The sequence below is a fragment of the Sphingobium sp. SG1 genome, from assembly GCF_057063145.1.
Map to the genome: position 1 here is coordinate 281,053 of NZ_JBVVOJ010000002.1, position 23,808 is coordinate 304,860.

At 65.4% G+C, this 23,808-nt stretch carries 20 protein-coding genes; 13 read left to right on the forward strand and 7 right to left on the reverse strand.

What is annotated here, in order from left to right; genetic code table 11:
• Positions 1-77: 77 nt before the first annotated feature.
• Together AC0KVN_RS06815 and AC0KVN_RS06820 are read right to left on the reverse strand one after the other, a co-directional pair.
• On the reverse strand, positions 78-719 hold the full coding sequence (locus tag AC0KVN_RS06815; RefSeq protein WP_435566466.1) for a TetR/AcrR family transcriptional regulator: 642 nt from the start codon (positions 717-719) through the stop codon (positions 78-80).
• The gene (locus AC0KVN_RS06820; protein ID WP_435566467.1) at positions 716-2,350 is read right to left on the reverse strand and encodes a Na+/H+ antiporter; all 1,635 of its coding nucleotides are present in this window, start codon (positions 2,348-2,350) and stop codon (positions 716-718) included. The genes AC0KVN_RS06815 and AC0KVN_RS06820 overlap by 4 nt, the downstream gene beginning before the upstream one ends.
• A 199-nt stretch (positions 2,351-2,549) precedes the next feature.
• On the opposite strand from AC0KVN_RS06820, the gene AC0KVN_RS06825 reads away from it, so the two are divergent.
• From AC0KVN_RS06825 to AC0KVN_RS06845, 5 genes are all read left to right on the forward strand, one after another.
• Positions 2,550-4,109, forward strand: a complete 1,560-nt coding sequence (locus tag AC0KVN_RS06825; protein ID WP_435566626.1) for an inorganic phosphate transporter — start codon at positions 2,550-2,552, stop codon at positions 4,107-4,109.
• 46 nt (positions 4,110-4,155) lie between these two features.
• Complete coding sequence (locus tag AC0KVN_RS06830; protein ID WP_483656031.1) at positions 4,156-5,136, forward strand: transporter; 981 nt, start codon at positions 4,156-4,158, stop codon at positions 5,134-5,136.
• 110 nt (positions 5,137-5,246) lie between these two features.
• Positions 5,247-6,419, forward strand: coding sequence for a hypothetical protein (locus AC0KVN_RS06835; RefSeq protein WP_069338640.1), 1,173 nt, complete (start codon positions 5,247-5,249; stop codon positions 6,417-6,419).
• Between the two features lie 17 nt (positions 6,420-6,436).
• Complete coding sequence (locus AC0KVN_RS06840; RefSeq protein ID WP_435566470.1) at positions 6,437-7,630, forward strand: sulfotransferase family protein; 1,194 nt, start codon at positions 6,437-6,439, stop codon at positions 7,628-7,630.
• Positions 7,627-8,637 carry an alcohol dehydrogenase catalytic domain-containing protein gene (locus AC0KVN_RS06845; RefSeq protein ID WP_435566471.1) on the forward strand — a complete coding sequence of 337 codons (1,011 nt, stop codon included), beginning with the start codon at positions 7,627-7,629 and terminating at the stop codon, positions 8,635-8,637. The genes AC0KVN_RS06840 and AC0KVN_RS06845 overlap by 4 nt, the downstream gene beginning before the upstream one ends.
• Here AC0KVN_RS06845 and pncB read toward each other — a convergent pair.
• The 3 genes from pncB to AC0KVN_RS06860 form a co-directional block, all read right to left on the reverse strand.
• Positions 8,634-9,938: a nicotinate phosphoribosyltransferase gene (pncB, locus tag AC0KVN_RS06850; protein ID WP_435566472.1), complete on the reverse strand. Its 1,305-nt coding sequence runs from the start codon at positions 9,936-9,938 to the stop codon at positions 8,634-8,636. The genes AC0KVN_RS06845 and pncB overlap by 4 nt on opposite strands.
• An 84-nt stretch (positions 9,939-10,022) precedes the next feature.
• Positions 10,023-10,790 (reverse strand): enoyl-CoA hydratase/isomerase family protein, encoded by a 768-nt coding sequence (locus AC0KVN_RS06855; protein WP_435566473.1) that lies wholly within the window; start codon positions 10,788-10,790, stop codon positions 10,023-10,025.
• Positions 10,787-12,232: a carboxylesterase/lipase family protein gene (locus AC0KVN_RS06860; protein ID WP_483656032.1), complete on the reverse strand. Its 1,446-nt coding sequence runs from the start codon at positions 12,230-12,232 to the stop codon at positions 10,787-10,789. The genes AC0KVN_RS06855 and AC0KVN_RS06860 overlap by 4 nt, the downstream gene beginning before the upstream one ends.
• A 247-nt stretch (positions 12,233-12,479) precedes the next feature.
• Here AC0KVN_RS06860 and AC0KVN_RS06865 point away from each other — a divergent pair, with 247 nt between their 5' ends.
• From AC0KVN_RS06865 to AC0KVN_RS06900, 8 genes are all read left to right on the forward strand, one after another.
• A complete protein-coding gene (locus AC0KVN_RS06865) occupies positions 12,480-14,525 on the forward strand; it encodes a PQQ-dependent dehydrogenase, methanol/ethanol family (RefSeq protein WP_435566475.1) in 2,046 nt (681 codons plus the stop codon).
• A gap of 202 nt (positions 14,526-14,727) precedes the next feature.
• Positions 14,728-15,465 carry a TetR/AcrR family transcriptional regulator gene (locus tag AC0KVN_RS06870; RefSeq protein WP_435566476.1) on the forward strand — a complete coding sequence of 246 codons (738 nt, stop codon included), beginning with the start codon at positions 14,728-14,730 and terminating at the stop codon, positions 15,463-15,465.
• A gap of 94 nt (positions 15,466-15,559) precedes the next feature.
• Positions 15,560-16,381, forward strand: coding sequence for an enoyl-CoA hydratase/isomerase family protein (locus AC0KVN_RS06875; protein ID WP_125996949.1), 822 nt, complete (start codon positions 15,560-15,562; stop codon positions 16,379-16,381).
• A gap of 3 nt (positions 16,382-16,384) precedes the next feature.
• Complete coding sequence (locus AC0KVN_RS06880; RefSeq protein ID WP_435566477.1) at positions 16,385-17,026, forward strand: flavin reductase family protein; 642 nt, start codon at positions 16,385-16,387, stop codon at positions 17,024-17,026.
• A 141-nt stretch (positions 17,027-17,167) separates the two neighbouring features.
• Positions 17,168-19,567 (forward strand): CaiB/BaiF CoA-transferase family protein, encoded by a 2,400-nt coding sequence (locus AC0KVN_RS06885; protein ID WP_435566478.1) that lies wholly within the window; start codon positions 17,168-17,170, stop codon positions 19,565-19,567.
• Positions 19,568-19,603: 36 nt separating this feature from the next.
• A complete protein-coding gene (locus tag AC0KVN_RS06890) occupies positions 19,604-20,611 on the forward strand; it encodes an LLM class flavin-dependent oxidoreductase (RefSeq protein ID WP_435566479.1) in 1,008 nt (335 codons plus the stop codon).
• A gap of 2 nt (positions 20,612-20,613) precedes the next feature.
• Entirely contained in the window at positions 20,614-21,255 is a 642-nt protein-coding gene (locus tag AC0KVN_RS06895; RefSeq protein ID WP_435566480.1) for a nuclear transport factor 2 family protein, read from the forward strand.
• A 3-nt stretch (positions 21,256-21,258) separates the two neighbouring features.
• Positions 21,259-22,236, forward strand: a complete 978-nt coding sequence (locus AC0KVN_RS06900) for an NADPH:quinone oxidoreductase family protein (RefSeq protein ID WP_435566481.1) — start codon at positions 21,259-21,261, stop codon at positions 22,234-22,236.
• A 112-nt stretch (positions 22,237-22,348) separates the two neighbouring features.
• Here AC0KVN_RS06900 and AC0KVN_RS06905 read toward each other — a convergent pair whose 3' ends face one another.
• Positions 22,349-23,407, reverse strand: coding sequence for an SMP-30/gluconolactonase/LRE family protein (locus tag AC0KVN_RS06905; protein WP_483656033.1), 1,059 nt, complete (start codon positions 23,405-23,407; stop codon positions 22,349-22,351).
• Positions 23,391-23,807, reverse strand: coding sequence for a Zn-ribbon domain-containing OB-fold protein (locus tag AC0KVN_RS06910; protein WP_007707411.1), 417 nt, complete (start codon positions 23,805-23,807; stop codon positions 23,391-23,393). The genes AC0KVN_RS06905 and AC0KVN_RS06910 overlap by 17 nt, the downstream gene beginning before the upstream one ends.
• Position 23,808: the final 1 nt, after the last annotated feature.

The window sequence follows — 23,808 nt, forward strand, 5'->3', positions numbered from 1 at the left end:
CAGAAGGGCCTGCTATCACGGGATGGGCCGGGGATTTTGTCGGCGCTGACACATAGGCTGGAAATGCGGGCGGACGCTCAGTCGCGATTGGCGTTGATCCCGTCCAGCACGAAATCGGCGATCGCTGCGTCGATGCTGGCATCGTCCGCCAGGCCCGCCGGATAGAGCCAGTCGCGAAACAGCCGATTTGCGAGCACCGCGGCAAAGGCGGCGCGGACCATCAGGCGTGGATCGACGCGCGGCGTACCCTCGATCCGGGCCGACTGGACGGCGGCGCCCTGCTCGAAATAGGCGGCCAGGCTCTCGATCGGATTGCCGCTGTCCCCCGCCGGGCCGCCGGCCAGCATCATCGCCCGCAGCAGTGCCTCATGCTCGGTGACGAAGCGTTGCAGTTCGGCGATGTAGAGGCGTGCGGTATCCGCGCGGCTGGCATCGTCCTGCGGCACCGGATGATCGGCATTGAAGCGTTCGAGATGCTGGCTGAGCGGGCGGAACACCGCTTCCTGGAACAGGGCGGCCTTGGACGCGAAGCTGCGGAACAGTTGCGCTTCGGTCGTGTCGGCAGCGCGGGCAATGGCGGCGGTCGTCGCGCCGGCATAGCCATGGCGGCGAAATTCCTCCTGCGCCGCCTGGATCAGCCGGCTGGCGACCTCCGCCGAGGATCGGCGCGGCCGCCGGACCGGCTTGCTAATGGCCTGGTCTGGGCCGCCGTCGTTCATGTGCGCAGGCGCGCTTCGGACAGGTCAAGCTCACGGGTGAGCTTGCGCCCGACCTCGCTGCCGATCTTGCGGCTGCGCAGCAGGGTGAGGAGGGCGGCGCGTTCCGCCGCGACGCCGACCATGCGGAAATCGCGGAACAGGGCGCCCTGCGTGCGCAGGCTGTCGGCTTCGGCGGCCCCCAGGGCCTCGATCCGCTCGCGATACAGATCCATCACGCGGGCCCCAGCCTCGGCATAGCGTTCGGCATGGCCATGGGTTTCGGCCAGGTCATGCTGATGCCGCTCGATCGCCTGGATCGCTGCCTCGGCGGTGACGATGCGGGCGGCGTCCTCTTCCGCGGCCTTGTTGGCTTCGGCCGGCATGTCGAGATTTTTGAGCAGCAGCGGCAGCGCGACGCTGGCCAGGATCAGCGACAGGATGATGACCCCGGCGGCCAGGAAGATGGCAAGATCGCGCGCAGGGAAGGGCGTGCCGTCGTTGAGCGCGAGCGGCAGGGTGAGCACACCGGCAAGGGTGATGGCGCCGCGCACCCCGGCGAAGGAGGTCGCCGCCACCAGCCGCCAGTTGGGCCGGCGCGGGCCATCGACGCCGCGATACTGGTTGCGCAGGATGGTGAAGCGCAGCGACAACCACACCCACAGGAAACGCAGCGCAGCCAGACCGACGACGATCGCGACCGTGTAGAGTGCCAGCCAGCCGGGTTCTGTATGGCCGGTCAGTGCGACCGTACGCTTCGCTTCGGCGAGGATGCCGGGCAATTGTTCGCCCAGCAGCACGAAGATGATGCCGTTCAGGGTGAACTGGATCGTGTCCCATACCGAATTGCGGCGCATCCGGGTTTCGGCCATCGCCTCGCGCGAGATTTCGGCGAAGGTCATGGTTACGCCGGCGGCGACGGCGGCCAGGATGCCGGAGGCATGGACATGTTCGGCCAGGATATAGGAGCCGAAGGGGATCAGCAGGCTGACCAGGATCTGCGATCCGGTTTCCTCGCCCCAGCGGCGCGTGACCCAGGCCTTGGCGCGTGACACGACCAGCGTGACGCCGACGCCGATCGCGATGCCGGCAAAGGCGAGCCAGAGGAAATTGAGCGCGGCATCGCCGGCGGAGAAGCTGCCGGTCAGTGCTGCGGCAATGGCGAAGCGCAGGCAGACCAGGCCGGATGCGTCGTTGAGCAGCGATTCCCCTTCGAGGATGTGCATCATGCGCTTGGGAATGGGCACGCGCGCGGCGATGGCGGACACGGCGATCGGATCGGTCGGCGAGACCACGGCGGCGAGCGCGAAGGCGACGGCGAGCGGCATCGCCGGGATCATCCAGTTGATGAAGAAGCCCATGCCGATGACGGTGGTCAGCACCAGCCCCAGCGCCAGCTCGACCACGGTCGAGGCGTCCTTTAGCAGTTCATCCTTGGGAATGCGCCAGCCGTCGAGGAACAGCAGAGGCGGCAGGAACAAGAGCAGGAATATTTCGGGATCGAGCGCGACCCTGTGCGATGTCGACAGGCCGATGATCGCGCCAAGGGCGATCTGGACCAGAGGTGTCGGGATCGAAATCGGCATCATGCGCGACAGGGCGCCACTGACGACGACAGCCAGCAACAGGAATAATACGACCGAAATGACGTCCAAATCTTCGCTCCAACTTATGTGTCGGGCGACCCTAGGCGGACGGATTGCCGATGGGCAAGCGCCGGGGACGAATTTTCCTTCGATTTCAGCACCGCAACGCGGCTGTCATGCAGCGGACCTAGAGGGTTGCCATTATTTGCCGTTCGGGGACGATTCGATGAATGCAAGCGTGGCAATTGGCGGGGCACGTCGGCCCGAGATGGACAAGGGGCTGGGCATGGCCGGCTCGATCGGCTTTGGCGCCGCCATCATCGCCGCGCTGATCTATGTCGTCTACAGCGTCTATAGCGATGCGACGGCGGTGGGCGTGGCACCGACCGCCTATCTGCCCTTCCTGCTGCTGTTCCTGGCCCTGCTGATCGCGCTTGGCTTTGAATTCGTGAATGGCTTCCATGACACCGCCAATGCGGTGGCGACGGTGATCTACACCAATGCGATGCCTGCCAATGTCGCCGTCGTTTGGTCGGGCTTCTTCAATTTCCTGGGCGTGCTGCTGTCGACCGGCGCGGTCGCGTTCGGCATCGTGTCGCTGCTGCCGGTCGAACTGATCCTGCAGGTTGGGTCCAGCGCGGGTTTCGCCATGGTATTCGCGCTGCTGATCGCGGCGATCCTATGGAACCTTGCCACCTGGTGGCTGGGCATCCCGTCGTCCAGCTCGCACACGCTGATCGGATCGATCATCGGCGTCGGCGTCGCCAATGCGCTGTTGCATGGCAAGAGCGGCACGTCCGGCGTCGACTGGAGCAAGGCGACCGAAATCGGCCAGGCGCTGCTCTTCTCGCCGCTGATCGGCTTTGGCCTGGCGGCGCTGCTGTTCGTGGCGATGAAAGTCCTGGTCCGCAACAAGGCGCTCTATCGCGAGCCGCAGAACGGCATGCCGCCGCCATTGTGGATCCGTGCGCTGCTGATCTTCACCTGCACCGGCGTCAGCTTCGCCCATGGCTCCAATGACGGGCAGAAGGGTATGGGCCTCATCATGCTGATCCTGATCGGCACGGTGCCGACCGCCTATGCGCTCAACCGCGCGGTGCCGGCGCGCTACACGACCGAATTCCACGCCAATTCGATTGCCGCCACAGTGGCGCTTGGCCAGCGCGCGCCCGCCATGATGCAGCCGGCCGAGGCGCGGGCGCAGGTGACGCGCTATATCGCTGACAAGCGCTTTGCCGACACGACCGTGCCGGCGCTGTCGGTGCTGATCGCCGATGTCGATCGGCAGGTGATGAATTATGGATCGCTGGCGCAGGTGCCGGCCGCTGCCGTCTCCAACATCCGCAACGACATGTATCTGGCCTCCGAAGCGATCAAGCGGCTGGGCAAGGAGAAAGCGGCAGGGCTGTCCGAAGCGAAGATGACGGCGCTGACGACCTACAAGGCCTCGCTCGATGCCGGCACCCGCTTCATCCCGACCTGGGTGAAGATTGCCGTCGCCTTTGCGCTGGGCCTGGGCACCATGGTCGGCTGGCGGCGGATCGTGGTCACGGTGGGTGAGAAGATCGGCAAGACGCATCTCACCTATGCGCAGGGTGCCTCGGCCGAACTGGTGGCGATGGCGACGATCTTTGGCGCGGACCATATGGGCCTGCCTGTTTCGACCACCCATGTCCTGTCGTCGGGCGTGGCCGGCACGATGGCGGCCAATGGATCGGGTCTGCAGATGGCGACAGTACGCAACCTGCTGATGGCCTGGGTGCTGACATTGCCCTGTTCGATCCTGCTCGCAGGGCTGCTATATATGGTCTTCGCGCAGATCTTCTGATCGACAGGAGCGGCATATCGGCGACCGGAACGACCCGCTGATCCCCATGATATTACCGGTTCCGGGCATGGGGCCGGGGCTGATCTGGGGGCTGGACTTCGCGCCTGACGCGATCAGGCCGGTGGATCATTGCGATGGCGGGACGACGGGCGGCTTTCGCTGGCTGCACCTGAACCTGGCCGATCATGGCACGCGGCAATGGATCGAGGGGGCGGCGATGCTGCCCGAGGCGGTGCGCGAACTGATCCTGTCGCCCGATACGCATCAGCGGGCGCTGGTCGATGGCGACACGGTCGGGTGCGTCCTGCATGATTTTGAGCGGGATTTCGATGTGGCGGATACCGCGCGGGTGGGTGCGCTGCGCATGGCGTTGACGCCGACATTGATGCTGACCACCCGGCTGCATCCGCTGCGCTGCGCCGACATCGCGCGCCATCGGCTGGAGCGGACGAAGGGCGTGATCGGCGGTGCGCAGGCGCTGGACCTGCTGGTCGGCGCCATTGCCGAGAATATCGCCGATATCAGCCGTACCCTGTCGGCCGACATCCAGCGCGCCGAGGATGCCTTTCTGGAGGGGCATCATCCGCCCCAGCCCCGCGATCTGGTCGGCATTCGCCGCCGGCTGGCGCAACTGCATCGGTTGCTGTCGGGCGCGCGCGGCGTGTTCCAGCGGCTGGAACGGGACGAGGAACTGCCCGACGCGCTGCTGCCCACCGTCGAGAAGTTGACCCAGCGGTTGCAGGCGCTGGACGCCGACATATTGGAAGGACAGGCGCAATTGCGATTGCTGCGCGACGAACTGGACATACAGGCGGCGCAACGCACCAACCAGAATCTCTACATCCTGTCGATCATCACCGCACTGATGCTGCCGGCGACCCTGGTCACCGGACTGTTCGGCATGAACACCGGGGGCATGCCCTTTGCCGGTGCGTCGCACGGCACGCTGACCGCGACGCTGGTCGCGTCGGGGGCTGCTGGCGTCAGCTATTTTCTGCTGCGCTGGATGGGGTTCATGCGGCGCTGAACCGCGATCCATCGCGCCGACGATCTTGGGTTGGGGCCTCTCCTAAAACTGAATGATAGTGAATACTATCTATGTGCTGCCCGCCAGTGGCAGAGGAGAGGCGTGCCATCATGATCATCGAACCCGACATCCTGGCCTATCTGACTGACCTGGAGAGCGCGGTCGCCAATCTTGGCGACACCTGGCACCCCGACGATCCGGCCTATCGCGCGGATGTCTATCGCCAGACGATGACCAGCCTGTCCTACGCCTATTTCGCCTATTTCCATGCCACGCCGGAGCATCCCGATTGGGCACCCTTGTGGAACCCGGTCTATACGCTCCAGCCCAATCCGGACGATATCTACCTCCAATCGCCGATCCGCGGGGATCTGACCTACCGCATCGCCGGCAATCGGGGCAGCTGCAAGATATTGAGCTTCACCACCCAAAGGGCCTTGTCCGGCACGGTCGATGAAATGCCTCGCCCCAATGGCCATCATGAGGTGGACGACAGCGATCTGGGGCTGGAGCCGGGGGAGCATTTCGAACTGATCCTGAGCGCCCAGCGCCCAGCAGGCTATGCTGGCAAATGGGCGCCGATCGATCCCCAGGCGGGCGGGCTGATGGTGCGCTATCGCAGCTATGACTGGCTGAACGAGGTCGATCCGCAACTGACGATCGAATGTCTGGATCCGGTGCCGCCCAAGCCGCGCCTTTCGCCGGAGGAGATTGTCGCGCGCATCCGGGAAATGGCAAAATTCCCTGGTCGCAAGACGCGGCTTTATTATCCGATGCAGAATGGCGTGAAGGAGCGGGTTGGTTTCAACCGGTTCGAGCCGGTGCGGATGCCCGGCGCGCTCGCCAAGCAGGTCTACTGGCCGGCCTGCTTCCAGTTCGACGCCGATGAGGCGCTGATCATCGAGACCGACATCCCGGCCCATGCGCCCTACTGGAATATCCAGCTCAACGACCCCTATTTCAACGCGCTGGAATATGTCTATCGCCTGTCCAGCAGCAACGGCCATTATGCCAAGCTGAGCCGTGACGGCAAATATCGGGCCGTCATCGCGCTGGAAGACCCCGGCGTGCCCAACTGGCTCGATCCGGCCGGTTATCGCGAAGGCGGCATCTATGGCCGCTGGTATGATTGCGACAGCGCGCCGGTGCCGACCATCACGCGGGTGAAGCTGAACGCGTTGCGCACCCATTTGCCCGCCGACACGCCGATCGTCACGCCGCAGCAGCGCGCCGAGGAGTTGCGGTTGCGGGTGCGTGCCTGCCAGCGTCGGCGGCGCTGGTGAAAGGGAGGGGATTGCCAATGATATCGAACGGTTATGAACCGCCGCTACGCTTCGCCGCCGCGCTCGACCAGCTGCACGATCTGGTGACGGCCGAAACCGGCCATGATGATTTTGGCCCTGACGATTATCTGCCGGGGCTTCGCGTGCTGCTCCGGTCGATGGATTATGATCCGCGCTTTACTGCGGCGGGACGGCGCACCGCCTGGGGCCATGTGGTGGGCGTTCTGCGCGGCCGGGCAAGTGCGATCGCGGCGATGAAGGCGCATCCGGGCTTCGATGCCCGGCCGATCCTGCGCCCCGTCGTCATCACCGGAGTGCCGCGCACCGGGACCACGGCGCTGCATCGACTGATGGCGGTCGATCCGCGCTTCCAGGGGCTGCAAAGCTGGCTGCTCGATACGCCGCGTCCGCGTCCACCGGTCGAAAGCTGGCAGGACGATGCCGATTTCTGCCGTTCGGTCGCCTTGCTGGAGCGGCGCTATGTCGATGCGCCAGCCAAGCGGGCCGCGCATCATGTCGCGGCCGAGGAAGTGCATGAATGCTGCATGCTGCTGCGCCAGTCCTTTGTTTCCAACCTGTGGAGCTGCGGCTGGTCGGCGGCAAGCTATGACGCGTGGTGGTGCGCGCAGAGCGAGGCGGCGGGCTATGACCATTATCGCCGCTGTGTGAAGTTGATCGGCGCCAACGACCCGGACAAGCGCTGGCTGCTCAAAAATCCTGGCCATATCGAAAATCTAGACCTGCTCTTTGCCGTCTATCCCGATGCAAGGGTGATCCAGACCCATCGCGATCCGGCCAGGGCATTGCCTTCGCTCGTGTCGCTGCTGATGGCGGGGCATGGGGCGATGGAGGACGGGCGGGCGGCCGAGCGCGGCGCGCTGATGCTGGCACGCGAAACGGCCAAATGGTCCCATGCCGTGCGCAAGGCGGAAAAGGTGGCGAAACGCCATCCGGGCCAATTGCTCGATATCGTCCATGGCGATTTCCATGCGCAGCCCATGGCCGTGCTTGAGCGCATCTATGCCTTTATCGGCATGGAGATGCCCGATGCGACGCGCATGGCCATGGCACAACGGATCGCGGACAAGCCCGAGATGCAGCATGGCGTTCATCGCTATTCGATCGCTGACTATGGCATGAGTGCGCAAGAGGTGCGTTCGGCGTTTGGCGATTATGTGGCGCGCTTCGACCTGGCGGAGACAGGGCGGTGAAGGCGGCCATCTATCCGGGCGATGGCCAGCCGATCGTCATCGCCGACCTGCCCGATCCGCGACTGGCCATGGGGGAATTGCTGATCCGCGTCCACCGCTGCGGCATCTGTGGCACCGACCTGTCGATGACCAGGGGCGGCATGTGGGATTATGGCCGCGGCGTGCAGATCGGCCATGAATATGCCGGCGAAGTGGAGGAGGTCGGCGCGGGTGTCCATCGCTTTCGCGTTGGCGACCGGGTCTCGGTCATGCCCTCGATCGGCTGTGGCCAGTGCAGTCCCTGCCAGGAACATGGCAATCCGGTATTGTGCGGGGCAAAGCCGGGCGGCGCGATGCGGGGCTTTGCCGAATTTGCGGTGGTGCCGGCCGATGCGGCGGTGCGCCTGCCCGAAACCCTGTCCCTGGCCGATGGCGCGCTGATCGAGCCGCTGGCCGTCAGCCTGTATGGCGCGCGCTTTGCCGATATCCGTCCCGGCGACCCGGTGCTGGTACTCGGCGGTGGCACGGTCGCGCTCTACGCCATCTATTGGGCGCGGCGATTGGGAGCGGGGCGGATCGTGGTCCTGTCGCGATCCGACCGGCGGCGTGATCTGGCGATCGCCATGGGTGCCGATGCCTTCTTTTCTTTCGGCGACGAGGAAAAGGGGCAGGTGATCGAAGCGCTGGGCGGCGCGCCCCGGATCGTGTTTGAGGCTGTCGGGGTGGACGGGATGCTGGGGCGGGCAGTGAACCATGTCGCGCCATTCGGGCGGATCGTGTCGCTGGGCTTCTGCACGGCGCCGGATGCGATCATTCCGGCGCTGGCATCCTATAAATGCGCCAGCCTGCAATTTGCCGTCGGCTACCGCATGGCGGAATTCCTGCACATCGCCGACCAGATGGACAAGGGGCATGTCGACCCCAAGGCGATCATCAGCAATGCGATCGCGCTGGATCAGCTGCCGGCGATGATGGTGACGCTGCGCGGGACCAATGAAGAAACCAAGGTACATGTCCGTTGCGGCTAGACCTGGACGGCCACCGCCTTTCGCCCGTCGCCGCCGAACACGCGTAGATAGCGGTCGATCTCGGCCGGATCGCCGGTCGCCTTGGCGGGATTGTCCGACAGCTTCACCGCCGGGCGGCCATTGGCGTCCACCACCTTGCACACCAGTGAGATCGGATCGAGCCCGTCGGTTTCGAACGGGGCGCAGCCGCGAAAATCATTGGTGAGATTGGTGCCCCAGCCAAAGCTCATGCGCACGCGGCCATGGAAATGGCGATAGGTCGCTTCGATACTGTCGACATCCATGCCATCGGAAAAGATCAGCAGCTTGCTGCGCGGGTCACGCCCCTTTTCCTGCCACCAGCTTATGATCTGCTCACCCGCCTCGATCGGTGGCGCGCTGTCGGGGCGGAAACCGGTCCAGTCGGCCACCCAGTCCGGCGCGTCCTTCAGGAAGGCGGCGGTGCCGAACGCGTCGGGTAGGGCGATGCGCAGATTGCCGCCATAATGGGCCTGCCATTGTTCCAGCACGGTATAGGGTGCGCGGGCCAGTGCTGCATCGTCCGGCGCCAGTGCCGCCTGGACCATCGGCAATTCATGCGCATTGGTGCCGATCGCCTCCAGGTCGGCATCCATCGCCAGCAGCACGTTGGACGAGCCGATGAAGCGGTCGCCCAGACCTTCCTTCAGCGCCTCGACGCACCAGCGCTGCCACAGGAAGCCATGGCGACGGCGCGTGCCGAAGTCGGAGATGACGAGATCGGGCAAGGCGCTCAGGCGCTCGACCTTCTCCCACAGCTTGGCCTTGGCGCGGGCATAAAGCACGTCGAGCGCGAAGCGGCCACGCCCCTTCATCGCCGCGCGCGATCGCAATTCGTTGATGATGGCGAGGGCCGGAATCTCCCACATCATCGTCTCGATCCAGAGCCCGTGGAAGCGGAGCTCATATTGGCCGTCGACCTGGCGCAGCTCATATTCCGGCAGGCGAAAGTCCGCGAGCCAGGCAATGAAATCCGGGCTGAACATCTGGGTGCGGCCATAGAAGCTGTTGCCCGCCAGCCAGATCAGTTCCTTCTTGCCGAAGCGCAGCGACCGGGCATGGTCGAGCTGGGCGCGCAGTTCGCCTTCATCGATGATGTCGGCCAAGCGTACATGGTGGGTGCGGTTGATCAGCTTGAAGGTGGTCTGGACATCGGGATGCTGCTGCCGGATCATCTGCAGCATCAGCAGCTTGTAGAAGTCGGTGTCGAGCAGGCTGCGGACGATCGGGTCGAGCCGCCAATTATGGTTGTAGGTGCGGGTGGCGATATCGGTGAAGACCATGAAGAACCTGATGGACAGCAAAATTGACAGGGGCGTGCTGCACCGTTCCCCATGGAGATCATGATGGCAAGGCTGATGAGGTGATTATCGGCCGATGAAGTTCGGGGCGCGCTTGTCCCGCGCGGCGGCCAGTCCCTCGCGATGATCGGCGGTGGTGGCGAGCAAGGGCTGGACCATGAACTCGCGGTCGAGGAACTGGTCGAAGGAAAGCGTGGTCGCCTCGAATAATTGCTTGCTCATCGCCAGCGCGACGGGGGGCCCCTGTGCAAGGCGGGTGGCCAGGTCGATCGCCGCGTCTCGGACCGGTCGTTCCGCCTCGATCGAGAGGATGAGGCCGAACTGCAAGGCTTCGTCTGCGCCGAGCGTCCGGCCGCTATAGACGATTTCCTTCGCGCGCATCGGGCCGACCAGCCGGGTCAGTTGCCAGATGGCGCCGGCGTCGGGCGCATAGCCGATCCGGCCGAAGAGTTGGGCAAAGCGGGCGTTCGGGCTGGCGAGGATAAGGTCGCAAGCGAGTGCCAGGCTCCAGCCGGCGCCGACGCAGACGCCGTCGACCGCTGCGATGACGGGCTTGGGTATGGCGGCGATGGCGCGGATCATGCGGTGGAGCGCGCGCATCCGCTTGAGAAAAGCGGCACTGTCGGCGGCGCGCATTTCGCCGGTATCGGCGCCCGAGCAGAAATGGCCGCTAGCGCCGGTCAGGACGACCGCGCGAACCCCGTCATCCTGGGCCAGATTGTCGAACAGCGTGGCGATCTCGCCGCGCATCGCCATGGTGAAGGCATTGCGCCGGTCGGGGCGATCAAGCGTCACGATCGCCACTGCGCCGTCATGCTCCAGCCGAAGGGTCATGGCGTGGGCGTCCAGCCGAAGGACTGGCTGCTTTCCCGCTGCCATTTGTCGAACCAGGGGGTGAGCTGGCGGGCGCGGAAGTCCGGGGCGGCGGCGATATGCTGGCCGATGACCAGCGGGTCGGTGCGACCGTCCTGGGTGGCAGGCCATGGCGGCAGGCCGGGGCCGTTTGGATCGCCGCTGCGCACATAGTTCAGCATCCAGCCCGACATGGTCCTGGCGAGCGCCCGGCTTTCCGTATCGGCCGAGGGAGACTGGCCGAGCCAGAACAGGCGGTCGGCGCAATGGTCCGCGCCTGGCTTCGCGCTGCGCTGGTCGGGCGGCACGAAATCGAACTGATAGGCGCGTGTAGGCAGGCCGGCGCGGGCCGCCAGTTGGGTCATGCCGAGCGCCGCCGAGGTGAACAGGAAATCGGTCTGCACCTGGCGCAGCAATTCCGCCTCGTCGGACAGGCCGTAGCTGGCGGACACGGCCGACAGATCGATGCCGAAGCGGCGCGCCATTTCGGCCCGGCCAAAGCCCATCAGGCCAAAGACGCTGGCTTCGTTGCTGGTCGATCCGCTGATCAGCGGGACATGCGCGATCTGGCCTTTTGCGAACAGGGTGGAAAGGGGAGCAGGGAGCCAGCTGCCATCGACGGTTGCGCCAAAGTCCGGCGCGCCGCTGTCGCCGGCCAGCACCTGTGCGACGCTGAGCCTGCGCAGGGCAGCGAGCGATGGCGCGCCATCGCCGGTCACGCCGGTGCGCTGGGCAAAGGCCAGTCCCTGATCCTGCGCCTGGAGCAGGGGGCGGTTGGCGTTAAACAGGCCGCCGGCCGAATGGGCGCTGGCGCGCGCGAACAGGCTCCTGGCCATCGGCGTTGCCATCAGCGCATTGATGCTGGAGCCGCCCGCCGAACAGCCGATGATGGTCACATTGTCGGGATCGCCGCCGAAGCGGGCGATATTCTGCCGGACCCAGTGCAGCGCCGCGACCTGATCCATCAGCCAGAAATTGGCGGTTGCCTTGGGCGCTTCTCTTGTTAGCGCCGGGTGCGCGAAGAAGCCGAGCCGCCCGATGCGGTAATTGGGGGCGACAAGGACGACACCCTGCTTGACCAGCGGCGGCATGCCGTTGCGGAACGGCTCCCGACCCGAGCCGACGAAATAGGCGCCGCCATGGACGACGAACAGCACCGGCAATTGGCGGGCGCCAAGGTCAGGCGAGGCGACGTTGAGGGTCAGGCAATTTTCATCCTGGGGGAAGGCGGCGTCCTCTTTACGCCGCGGCTGGGGGCAATCGGCCGCAAAGCCTGTAGCGTCACGCTCGGTCTTCCAGGAGCGGACCGGTTGCGGTGCGCGCCAGCGATTGGCGCCGACCGGGGGCGCGGCATAGGGGATGCCGCCAAAGAAGCGGACATCGTCGCGGACCACGCCGCGGATCGGCCCGGACGTGGTGGACAATCGGGGTGGTGCCGAAGAAGGGGCGGCATTTCCAAGACTTGCCCATAAAGCGACGGCCGCGGCCGCGCAGGCGACAGGACGCTGCACCATCTCCATCATCCCCTCATCAATTTTGCTCTATGGTGCATAATAATGTTGGAGACGTTTATCGCTGTCAAGCGCGCAGGCGCGTTGACAGGGTCATGAATCTGCACCAAGGTGCAATATAAGGAGGCGCGAACAGGGGCGCACGGAGAAGGATGAGAACATGAAGGGAAGAGTGTCGACGGCCGTGGCGATCCTGGCCCTGGCAAGCGGGCTGGTCGCCTGCGGCGCGGACAGCGCAGCGCCGGGCGGGCCGACCGCCAACTGGTCCAGCTTTGGCGGCGACGACAAGGAGCAGCATTACAGCGCGCTCGACCAGATCAGCGCCGACAATGTCGGCAAGCTCGGCCTTGCCTGGTCCTACGACATCGATACCTATGACAGCTATACCCAGCCGCTGGCGATAGATGGCGTCCTCTATTTTGCGGTCGGCCTGTCGGTCGTCCATGCGCTCGACGCAAAGACCGGCAAGCTGCTTTGGCAATATGACCCCGATGTGGCGAGCCAGCCCGAGGCGAAATGGCGGATGCGCGCCGGCTGGGGTACGCGCGGCATCGCCTATAAAGACGGGCTGATCTATACCGCCACGCGCGAAGGCCGGCTGATCGCGGTCGACGCCAAGACCGGCAAGCCGCGCTGGTCGGTCCAGACGCTGGACGAGGCGGAAAATGGCTATATTACCGGCCCGCCATGGGTGGCCGGCGACAAGGTCGTGGTCGGCTTTGGCGGCGCGGATTACAGCCCCACCCGCGGCTATGTGACCGCCTATGATGCCAAGACCGGCAAGAAGGCGTGGCGCTGGTTCGTAGTGCCGGGCGATCCGGCCAAGGGCTTCGAGAACAAGGCGATGGAGGCGGCGGCCAAGACCTGGACCGGTGAATGGTGGAAGTTCGGCGGGGGCGGCACGGTGTGGCACGCCATGGCCTATGACGCCAAATATGACCGCATCTACCTCGGCACCGGCAACGGCTGGCCGTGGAATCAGAAGATCCGTTCGCCCGGTGGTGGCGACAATCTCTATCTCGCCTCGATCGTGGCGATCGACGTGAAGACCGGGGAATATGCCTGGCACTATCAGGTGAACCCGGAAAACAGCCACGATTTCAACGATGCGATGGATATCGAGCTGGCCGATATCGAGATTGGCGGCAAGATGCGGTCGGTGCTGATGCACGCGCCCAAGAACGGCTTCTTCTATGCGCTGGACCGCGAGACCGGGAAGTTCATCTCGGCCGGCGAGTTCGCCAAGCAGAATTGGGCCAAGCGGATCGATCCGGTCACCGGCCGGCCCGAGATCAATCCAGAGGCGCAATATCCGAATGGCAAGCCGTTCATGATGTACCCTTTCCCCAATGGCGCGCATGGCGTCCAGGCGATGGCGTTCAGTCCCAAGACGAACCTCAGCTATATTCCGGTGATGGAGGGCGGCCGCGTGTTCGTCGATCCGGCCAATGTGAAGGACTGGACTTACAAGCCGGGGATGATGGTCAATACCGGTCTGGGCGCGCCGCCGGCCAATCTGGTGCCGCCCGCTGCGGTGAGCAAGCTGGTCGCCTTCGACGTCGCCAACAACAAGGTCGCCTGGTCGGTGCCGCAACCTGGCGTGTTCAATGGCGGCATCATGGCCACGGGTGGCGGCCTGCTGTTCCAGGGCACCAATGACGGCAATTTCAACGCCTATTCCGCGACCGACGGGCGCAAGCTCTGGTCCTTCCCGGCGCAGAACGGCATATTGTCCGCGCCGATCAGCTATACGGTCGGCGGCAAGCAATATGTGTCGGTGATCACCGGTTTCCGCAGCAGCTTCCCCAACGTCCCCAACTGGGATTATCGCCAGCAGCAGCGCCGGGTTCTGACCTTTGCGATCGGCGGCACCAAGGCACTGCCCAAGTTCGAGCCGGTGGACGAGCCGATCCAGGATGATCCGGCCTTCACCGTCGACGCCGCCAAGGCCAAGGTCGGCGGCGGCATTTACAATAGCAGCTGCGTCATCTGTCATGGTGCGGGCATGATGGCGGGCGGCGCCGCGCCCGACCTGCGCAAGTCGGCGGTGCCGCTGGACGCGAAGACATTCAAGTCGGTGGTGCATGACGGGGCGCTGATGGCGCGCGGCATGGGCGCCTTCGAGCAGTTGAGCGACGCCGATCTGGAAGGGCTGCGCCATTATATCCGCCAGCGCGCGCGGGAAACCGCGCCCAAGGCAAACTGACCTCCCATGGCATCCGTCCCCTTGTGGCGGATGCTGCTTCGCCCCGCTTCCTTTCATTGGGAGGCGGGGCTCCTTGTCTGCGCCGAGCGGGGGCTTGCACAAAGTCCAGCCGTGCGGCATCAAATTTGCACGTTCATGCAATTGCGTTATGATCGTCGGTTACGTGCCCCCGCCGGGCGCGCCTCGGGGAGGATGAGCGAATTTGACGACGGACAAGGACATGGCTGACCTCAAGGAAAATGGCGATCGGCCGCAGACCTATTCCAGTCCGGCGATCATCGAACGCCGTCGCCGGATATTGGAGGAAACGCGCAAGGTGATCGCCGAACAGGGGATCGCGGCGCTGAGCATGAACGAGATCGGCCAGCGCGCGGGGGTCGCCAAGCGGACGCTCTACAACGCCTTCCAGACCCGCGAGCGCATGATCGCCACCGCGATCCAGGAATATTTCGACGAATATGTCAGCCGCATCGTCTATTCGAGCCCGCCCGGCACGATGCAGCATAATCTGGAGCGGATGATCTCGGTCGTCCAGCGCAACCGGAAGATCCGCAACTATATCAAGGCGATCATGGCGCTCTATTTCAGTTCGGATGTCGACCGCGACATCTGGACCGCGATGCACTTGCCGGCCATCCATCATAACAAGCAGTGGATCGAGGCGCTCGACGCCACGAAGCAGTTGCAACCCTGGGTGCAGGTCGACAAGCTGGTCGATGACCTGGTGCGCTTCGAATATGCGACCATCAACGATTGGGCGCAGGGCCGCATACCCGATGACGAGGTGATCGTCCGGCTGGTCAGCAGCTATCTGTCCTGCTTGCTCGGTTCGCTGAAGGGCGCGGCGCGCAAGGAAGTCGAAGCGCTGATCAAGGATATTGCCGAGCGCGGCATGGAGGCGCTGCCGATGTCGCCCAAGACCAAGACGAAAGCGGCTTGAATTTGCACCATGATGCAAATTTTCTTGCATCATGGTGCGCGCTTCGTCTAGGCATGCCCCAGGCCCGACATGGGCACCAGCATGGGAGAGTGAGATGAGCGCGCCGAGCGAAGACCCCGAACTGTTGTTCGAGTTGCGCGCGGATGGCGTGGCCGTCATCACCCTCAACCGGCCGCGCGCGAAGAACACCGTATCCTTCACCATGTGGGAGCAGTTTTCCGCCGCGCTCGACCGGCTGGAAAATGCGACGCCGGCGCGGATGCTGCTTTTGTGCGGGGCGGAGGGCTATTTCAGCAATGGCGGCGACGTGAAACTGCCGCCGGCGCGGGGCGAGGGGGCGTTGCGGCTAGCAGCGCGGCTGGAGATGGGGCAGCGGATCATCCGCCGGCTGCGCGCGCTGCCGATCCCGACCGTAGCGGCGGTGGAGGGCGGCGCCTATGGCGTGTCCTGGAGCCTGGCGATGGCCTGCGACATGATTTTCGCTGCTGACAATGCGCGGTTCGGTGCGCCATTCCTGGATTTCGGGCTGGTACCCGATGGCGGCGCGGCCTGGTTCCTGACCCGGCAACTGGGGCGGGCACGCGCGGCCGAGATCATCTTTTCGGGGCGGACATTGGAGGCGGCCGAGGCATTGAGCCTGGGGTTGGTCAGCCGGCTGGTGCCGCCGGGCGAGGCGGTCGCGCAAGCGCTGGCGCTAGGCGCGACGATCGGTGGTGGCAATGCCCATGCGGTCGAACTGACCAAGCGGCTGCTGGATCAGGCGGAAAGCGGCGACCTGTCGGCCAATCATGCGCTGGAACTGGTCTATTGCCATACCTGCCAGGCGGGGGAGGAAGTGCCCCGCGCCCGCGAGGCGTTCAAGGCACGCGCAGCGGCGAAGGCTGCCGCGAAGGGCGCAACTGGGGCGAAGGAATAAGTCATGCAGTTCGACATGCGCAGCCTGCCGATGGCGACCCGCTACAAGATCGTCAATTCGACCATCACCCCGCGCCCGATCGCCTGGATCACCACCAAATCCGAAGCGGGCGTGATCAATGCCGCGCCCTACAGCTTCTTCAACTGCGTCGGCACCGAGCCGCCGCTGGTGGCGCTGGGTCTGCTCAAGGAGCCGGTATCGCGCGGCCTGAAGAATACGGCGACCAACATCATCGCCACCGGCGAGTTCGTTGTGAACCTGGTGTGCGAGGATGATGCCGAGAAGATGAACCATTGCAGCGTCGATGCGCCGGCCGATGTCAGCGAGATCGACTATGCCGGGATCGAGACCGCGCCGTCGGTGCTGGTCGCGCCGCCGCTGATCGCCAGCAGCCCGGTCAGCTTCGAATGCCGCAAGGTCGCGGCGATGGACATCGGCACGATGCAGACGGTGATCATCGGCGAGATCGTCATGGCGCATATTCGCGACGAGTTCATCACCGATCGTGAGCGGGTCTATTTCGACACGCCGGCGATGAAATTGATCGGCCGCACCCATGGCAGCGGCTGGTATGTGCGCAACGGCGACAGTTTCCAGATGGACCGGCCGCGTTATGATCCGGCGCGGCTGACGGGCAAGGAATGAATTTGAACCTATAGTGCAATATTACTTGCGCTGCCGGGAAAAAGCGTGTCTGTTTCAAGGGAAAGGTCGGAGGCGCGATTCCGCGCACTACCGGCCAGATCCGAACAAGAGGCGGCGCAGACCGCCAAACAGGAGTGCGTGATGCCCGGCCCTCTGGACCATCTTGTCGTTATCGAGCTGTCGACCGAAATGCCGGTCGCGATTGCGGGCATGCTGCTCGCCGACCATGGCGCCGACGTGCTGAAGGTCGAGCCCAGGGGCGGCGCCTATTTCGCCCATGAGATGACCCGCAAGAGCTGGGACCGGTCCAAGCGCAGTGTCGAACTGGACGTGGCCGATGCGGACGACCGGGCAGCGCTGCGCGGACTGCTCGGCGGAGCGGACATCTTCATCCATGCACTGGAGGAGGGAGAAGCGAAGGCGCTTGGCCTGGACGGTGAGAGCCTGGCGCGCGACTATCCGGAGCTGATCGTGTCGGCGCTGACCGCCTATGGCGCGGACACGCCCTTTGCCGACCGGCCGCGCGGCGAGGGGCTGGCGGCGGCGCTGCTGGGCACGATGATCGACAAGTCCAGCCCGTTCCGCGAAGGGCCGGTCTATCTCGGGCATCCCGCGCTTCATTATGGTCAGGCGTTTCTGGGCGTGATCGGCGCGCTGACGGCGATCCGGGCGCGGCGGTCGAGCGGCAAGGGGCAGAAGGTGGAATCCTCGCTGCTCGACGCGATGTTGGCCCAGTCGCCGATGAACAATTGGTGGCAGGAAGAGGGCATTTCCTACATCAAGGCGGGGGATTCCGGCGCGGTCGATCGCTTCGGCCGGACCCGGCTGGTGACCGGCATGTTCGAATGCGGCGACGGCCTGTTCCTGCAGATACATACCGGCGGCCAGGGCGGCTTCAAGGCGGCGATGGACCAGCTCGGCTTTGGCGACCGGGTGTCGGTGGTCAAGGGCGCGGCGGAAATGTCGGTGCCATTGAGCGACGACGAATATCATATCGCCCGCGTCGAGATTTTCGATGCGTTCAAGGCGCGCCCGCGCGCCGAATGGATCGCGCTGTTCCAGGCAGCCGATGTGGCGGCGCTGCCGGTGCTGGAGCCGGCCGAAGTGCTGCTGGACGAGCAGGTGGAATTTGTCGGCCAGCGGATCGCGCTGCCGGACGCGGAATTCGGCACCATCTATCAGGCCGCACCGGCCGTGCGGTTCGATCGCACGCCCTGCGCCGCGCCGCGCCCGGCGCCGGCGATCGGCGCCGACAATGATGCACTGGCCGATCTGATCACGCGCAAGCGGGGCGAACTGGCGGCGGCGGGCAAGCCGCTCGACCGGCCGCTAGAAGGCATCAAGGTGGTGGACTTCTCTTCCTTCTTCGCGGTGGGCTTTGGCGGGCGGCTGCTGTCGGACCTGGGCGCCGACGTCATCAAGGTGGAGACGCCCGACGGCGACCAGATGCGGCCGCTGCCCGACTGTTTCGACGCGGCGCAGCGCGGCAAGCGCGATATCGTGCTGAACCTGAAGCAGCCCGAGGCGCTGGAGGCGGCGCTGAAGCTGGTGGCTGAGGCCGATGTCGTCACCCATAATCTGCGCCCCGGCAAGGCCGACAAGCTGGGAATCGGCTATGAGGCGCTGTCGAAGATCAATCCGCGCCTGCTCTATGTCTATCTGCCCGGCTATGGCTCCAAGGGGCCAAAGTCGCTGCTCAAGAGCTTTGCGCCTTTGGTGTCGGGCTGGACCGGCCTGCTCTACGAAGGCGGCGGCGCGGGCAATCCGCCGACCCGGTCGGTGTTCGGCAATGAGGATTATAATAACGGCTTCCTGGGCGCGGCGGGCATATTGATGGGACTGGAGCGGCGCGCGATCAGCGGCGTCGGCGACTATATGGAGATACCCCAGCTCCATTCGAGCCTGTGGACCACGTCCGAGCATTTCCTGGATGCCGACAAGCAGGTCGTCTACGGCTTCCGCCTCGACAAGGATCAGGCGGGCTATAATGCGCTCGACCGGCTCTATCGCACCAGCGACGGCTGGATCTGCATAGCCTGTCGGCAGGACGGGCGCTTCGCGGCGCTGGCGCAGGCGGTCGGTCAGGCCGGGCTGATCGACGATCCGCGCTTTGCTTCGCCAAAGGAACGGTCGCTGCATGACGCGGCGCTGCTGGCGGCGCTGGAGCCCTGGTTTGCCGACAGGACGAGAGCGGAGGCCTTCGCCCTGCTCGATGCGGCGGGTGTGCCGTGCGAAATACCGGCGGCGAAGAGCTGGGTGCGCGAGGCGCTGTGGCAGGACTGGGCGGTGACCAGCAACCGGGTAATCGAGAATTTCGATTCCATGTATGGCCATGTCCGCCAGTTCGGCAGCTTCATCCATCTGAGCGACACGCCGGGCCATGCGCGCAAGTCCGCGCCGCGGCTGGGCGAGCATACGCGGCAGATATTGGCCGAGATCGGCTATGCGCCGGACGCGATCGACGCGCTGATCGACAGCGGCAAGGCGATGCAGGCGGCGGACGTGACCGGCCGCATCCAGTCGCGCGTCTCGGCCGCCTGAACCAACAGCCAATAATCGGGAAGAGGAACCCAAAGGGTGCAGTTGAACCTTCGTTACGACATGAACCGGCCGGATTTCGGTGCGCCGCATCCCGTGCTTTACCGCACCGCGATCGAGCAGGCGCAATGGGCCGACAGACTGGGCTTCACCCAGGTGTTCCTGGCCGAGCATCATGGCGCGGAGGGCGGCTATTGCCCGTCCTCCATGGTGCAGGCGGCGTCTATTCTGGGGGCGACGGACAACATCGTCGCGCATCTTTCGGCGCTGGTCGTCACCATGCATGATCCGCTGCGGCTGGCCGAGGATCTGGCGGTGCTGGACAATATTGCGCCCGGCCGGGTGTGGCTGACCGCCGGCATGGGCTATCGCCCGCATGAGTTCGAGATGTTCGGCAAAGACATCACCAAGCGGCTGGCGATCATGAACGAGGCGATGGCCACGCTGAAGCAGGCCTGGACCGGCGAGCCGTTCGAGTTTCGCGAGCGCACCGTGCGGGTGACGCCGGCCCCGGCGACGCCGGGTGGTCCCAAAATCTACATGGGCGGGTCGACCGACAAGTCGGCGATCCGCGCGGCCAAGGGCGGCTATCAATATTTCCCCGGCCATCCCGACCTGTTCACCCTCTACAAGGAAGAGCGGGAAAAGGCCGGCTTCCCGCCGCCTGAGGAACTGCGCACGCCGGCGGCGAGCTTCCTCTATGTCTCCGACGATCCCGACCGCGACTGGCCGCTGGTGGCGCCGCATGTCGCCTATGCTACCAACGCCTATGCCGAATGGGCCAAGGAGCGCGGTACCGGCCAGACACGTTACCAGCCCGCCGAGACGATCGAGGGGCTGAAGGCGATGCCGAACATCAAGGTGCTGACGCCTGACGAATGTTTCGAATATCTCAAGGGGCTGGGCCGGGGCACCGCCGTCACCTTCCACGCGCTGCTGGGCGGGCTGGACCCCGAAGTGTCGTGGCGCAGCCTGCGCCTGTTCGAGAAGGAAGTGCTGCCGCGCCTGCGCGCCGAGCCGGGCCTGCTGGAAAATCCGGGAGAATGAGCATGGAAGAACGCAATCGTCGCGGCACGCTGGCTGCCATGCTGGCGCTGCCGATCGGCATGGCCGCCGCCGCCGAGGCATCGGCCGCGGCGCCCAGGGGAAAGGCAAGCGGCATGGACATGGCCCAGCGGCTGGACATCATCGAGTCCAAGCAGGCGATCACCGAACTCCTCTATGCCTATGCGCGGGCCAATGACCGGGCGGATGAGGCGCTGCTGCGATCGCTGTTCTGGCCGGAATCGACGCACAAGCATGGCAAGTTCGAGGGCAAGTCGTCCGATTTCGTCGGTTTCGCCTTCAAGATCGTGTCGACGCTGAAATATGCCTGCCACCACATCACCAATGTCTCGGTCGATGTGAAGGGAGACAAGGCTTTTTCCGAATGCTATTATTTCGCGCAGCATCGGCGCGACCGCAAGGAAGGCGGGGGCGAGGAGGATGTCTTCTTCCAGGGCCGCTATCTCGACGATCTGGAGCGACGCAATGGCGTGTGGAAGATCATCCGTCGCCGGGGCCTGTCCGACTATACCTCGCCGCCCGAACCGGCGCTGACGCCCTATGCCGACTGGCCGGCGGGACAGCATAGCGAGAAATATCCGAGCGACGATTATTACAAGATGCGCCAGCAGTTTCTGGGTAGCTGATCCGTGCGGGCGCTGATGTGCGAGGCGCATGGCGCGCCCGAGCAACTGGCGTTTCGTGATGTGCCCGTGCCCCAACCGGGGCCGGGCGAGATCAGGCTGGCGGTGCGGGCGGCGAGCGTCAATTTCCCCGACGCGCTGATGATCCAGAATCTCTACCAGACCAAGCCGCCCTTGCCCTTCATCCCCGGCGGCGAGGCGGCCGGGGTGGTAGACGCGATCGGCGAGGGCGTCAGCGGCTTTCGGATCGGCGACCGGGTGGCGGCGATCCCGTTCCAGGGCGCCTTTGCCGAGCAGGCGGTGGCGCCGGCCTTCCGCACCAGCATCATTCCCGACGCGATGGGCTTCGACGTCGCGGCCGGTTTCACCATGGTCTATGCGACGGCGCTGCACGGACTGCGCCAGCGCGGGCGGTTGCAGGCCGGCGAGACGCTGCTGGTGCTGGGCGCGGCGGGCGGCGTGGGACTGGCGGCGGTGGAGATCGGCAAGCGCATGGGCGCGCGGGTGATCGCGGCGGCCTCCAGCGCGGAGAAGCTGGATCTGGCGCGGGCGCATGGCGCGGACGAGACGGTCAATTATGCTGAGGTCGACATCAAGCAGGCGGTGAAGGCGCTGGCCGGGGAGCGCGGTGTCGATGTGATCTTCGATCCGGTCGGTGGCGATCTGGCCGAGCCGGCCTTTCGCACCATGGGCTGGGACGGGCGCTATCTGGTGGTCGGCTTTGCCGCCGGGACCATACCGGCGATCCCGTTGAACCTGCCGCTGGTGAAGACGGCGTCGATCGTCGGCGTGACATGGGGGATGCACAGCCGGCGCGAGCCGGACATCCATGCCGCTAATATGGCGCAGCTTTATGACTGGTATGAACGGGGCGGGCTGCGGCCGGCGATCGGCGCGCGGTTCGCCTTTGACGAGAGCCGGGCGGCGATCCGCTGGATCATGGATCGCAAGGCGCAGGGCAAGATGGTGATCGAGATGGCCTGATCGCGAGAGCGGAAGGACATGAGATCACCCCATGCCGTCATTGCGAGCGCAGCGAAGCAATCCACCGGCGCGAGATGGATTGCTTCGCTGCGCTCGCAATGACGAATCTCTTTTATCCCGTCGGCCAGTTGGCGAGCGGGGCGCCGGCGATGGCGGTGTGGGCCTGGACGATCATGCCCTTGCCGCGCGAGACCACATAGAGGGTGCGGCGATCCGGCCCGCCCCAGCAGAGATTGGTCGGCATGGCGATCTTTTCGCCGGCGGGATCGTGGAGGATGTCGACCTTGCGCCCCTGCGGCGTCAGCGCGACCAGCCGGTTGGAAAAGGGCAGGGTGATCCAGAGATTGTCGGCCATGTCGAAGGCGATGCCGTCGCAATAGCCGAGCGCCGCCTTTTCCTGCGGGGGCAGAGCCAGGATCGCCTTGACCGTCTGGTCGGGAATGACGGTGCCGAGTTGCGGGCCGAAATCCTGCGGGTCGGCAAGGGTGCCGTCGGCGTTGCGGCGCCAGCGGCGGATACGGCCTTCGGCGGTCAGCGAGGCATAGAGATGGCGCTCATCGCGGTCGAGGCAGAGGCCGTTGACCCCGCGCAGGTCGCGCGCGACGATCGCGGCGCTGCCGTCGGGCCGGACCATGTAGATGAACCCGGCCGGCGTGGTGGTGCCGATATTGGCGACCGGACCCCAACTGCTGTGCGTGCAATAGATGCTGCCGTCCCGCGCGGTGGCGGGACCGTTGGAGGCGACGAACTGGCGCCCCTCCAGTTCCGAAACGAGCGTTTCGACCGTGCCGGTTTCGAGGGTGATGCGCTGGAGCGGACCAGGCTGCTGCTTGAGCAGGCCCATATTGGCGACGATGACGCGGCCCTGCGTATCCACGGCGACGCCATTGGCGGCGAGGGGCGCGCCGACCTGCCGCAGCGGCTGGCCGGGCGTCAGCACGCCGATCGCGCCGCCGCTGTTGGACAGGAACAGGCGGCCGTCGGGGGCGCTGGCAACGCCCTCGGCATGGTCGAGCCCGTCGATGACCAGGCTGAAATCGGCCGGGGTCAGGGGCGCCGGGGCAGTGGATGCGCGCGGCGTGCCGGCGCGGGTGCAGCCGGCGAGCGCGAGCGCCGCGCCGCCAAGCATGGCCGTGCGCCGGTCCACCCGCATGTCAGCGAACCGGCGCAAAGCCGGCGATGCGGTGATCGCCCGCCTCGACCGGGCGGAAGCGCAGGCGCATGTCGCAGGCCGGTTCCACGCCGTCGTCATCGACCAATATGCCCGCGATCCGCACGCCCGGCGCATCGTCGGGTTCGAACAGGATGACAGTGTAGGGGACTTCAGCCTTGTGGTCGCCGGGCAGCAGGCTGCGGATCACGGTGGTGAAGCTATAGGCCTTGCCCTCCGGCGAGACCGGGCGCCATTCCAGCACGGCATCGGGCTTTCCGGGGACGACCTCGGGCGGATACCAGACCCATTCGCCGGTTTCCGCGTCGGCGGTGATGCGCAGTTCTCCGGCGTCGAGGCCGTCGTAGAAGCCCTGAAACAGCGGATCTTCCAGATGGACGGGATAGATGGGAATGCCCATG

Bases quoted from the DNA above. Each gene is read 5' to 3' on its own strand.
- AC0KVN_RS06910 (WP_007707411.1), bottom strand. From the start codon at position 23,807: ATGGGCATTCCCATCTATCCCGTCCATCTGGAAGATCCGCTGTTTCAG.
- AC0KVN_RS06880 (WP_435566477.1), top strand. From the start codon at position 16,385: ATGCAGTTCGACATGCGCAGCCTGCCGATGGCGACCCGCTACAAGATC.
- AC0KVN_RS06835 (WP_069338640.1), top strand. From the start codon at position 5,247: ATGATCATCGAACCCGACATCCTGGCCTATCTGACTGACCTGGAGAGC.
- AC0KVN_RS06875 (WP_125996949.1), top strand. From the start codon at position 15,560: ATGAGCGCGCCGAGCGAAGACCCCGAACTGTTGTTCGAGTTGCGCGCG.
- AC0KVN_RS06815 (WP_435566466.1), bottom strand. From the start codon at position 719: ATGAACGACGGCGGCCCAGACCAGGCCATTAGCAAGCCGGTCCGGCGG.
- AC0KVN_RS06885 (WP_435566478.1), top strand. From the start codon at position 17,168: ATGCCCGGCCCTCTGGACCATCTTGTCGTTATCGAGCTGTCGACCGAA.
- AC0KVN_RS06825 (WP_435566626.1), top strand. From the start codon at position 2,550: ATGGACAAGGGGCTGGGCATGGCCGGCTCGATCGGCTTTGGCGCCGCC.
- pncB (WP_435566472.1), bottom strand. From the start codon at position 9,938: ATGGTCTTCACCGATATCGCCACCCGCACCTACAACCATAATTGGCGG.
- AC0KVN_RS06895 (WP_435566480.1), top strand. From the start codon at position 20,614: ATGGAAGAACGCAATCGTCGCGGCACGCTGGCTGCCATGCTGGCGCTG.
- AC0KVN_RS06865 (WP_435566475.1), top strand. From the start codon at position 12,480: ATGAAGGGAAGAGTGTCGACGGCCGTGGCGATCCTGGCCCTGGCAAGC.
- AC0KVN_RS06840 (WP_435566470.1), top strand. From the start codon at position 6,437: ATGATATCGAACGGTTATGAACCGCCGCTACGCTTCGCCGCCGCGCTC.
- AC0KVN_RS06855 (WP_435566473.1), bottom strand. From the start codon at position 10,790: ATGACCCTTCGGCTGGAGCATGACGGCGCAGTGGCGATCGTGACGCTT.
- AC0KVN_RS06830 (WP_483656031.1), top strand. From the start codon at position 4,156: ATGATATTACCGGTTCCGGGCATGGGGCCGGGGCTGATCTGGGGGCTG.